At 47.4% G+C, this 711-nt stretch carries 1 protein-coding gene; it reads left to right on the top strand.

Going from position 1 to position 711, the window contains the following annotated elements; translation table 11 throughout:
* Positions 1-711 (top strand): AMP-binding protein (locus R7Q48_RS27380; RefSeq protein WP_318133407.1); only part of this gene is annotated, 711 nt, incomplete at both ends.

Raw genomic sequence — 711 nt, 5'->3', positions numbered from 1 at the left:
TCGGCATTTTCTCAAACAACATGCCGCAATGGACGATTGCTGATTTCGCCGCACTGCAACTGCGTGGCGTGACGGTGCCTATCTACCCAACCAATACTGCTGCTCAGTCGGCATACATCATCGACAACGCAGACGTAAAAGTTCTGTTTGTTGGCGAACAGCCTCAGTTTGATGCTGCTGTGAGCATTTTTGAACAATGTGAGCAGTTAGAGCTGATCGTTGCGATGTCGGACGATATTGAGCTTGGCGATCATGACTTTGCTATCTCTTGGAAAGACTTTGTCGCAAAAGGCGATACAAGCCATCAAGCTGAACTTGATGAGCGTTTGGAACAAGCGAAAGTTGATGATTTGCTTACGCTGATCTACACCTCAGGTACTACGGGTCAACCTAAGGGCGTGATGTTGGATTATGGCAACATCGCAGCTCAGCTAGAAGGTCACGACCAACGCTTGAGCTTATCTCAAGATGATGTTTCTTTGTGTTTCCTTCCGCTTTCACACGTATTTGAACGCGCTTGGACATTCTACGTATTATACAAAGGTGCGACGAACTGTTACTTGCAAGACACAATGCAGGTGCGCGATGCCTTGAGTGAAGTGCGTCCAACCGTGATGTGTGCGGTTCCTCGTTTCTACGAAAAGATTTTCTCAGCGATTCACGAGAAAGTGTCTCGAGCACCGATTCATCGCAAGATCATGTTTACTTGGG

The sequence above is a fragment of the Vibrio sp. 378 genome (genome assembly GCF_033339435.1).
Note: the sequence above shows the minus strand (reverse complement) of the source record. Positions and strands in the feature narration are given on the sequence as shown.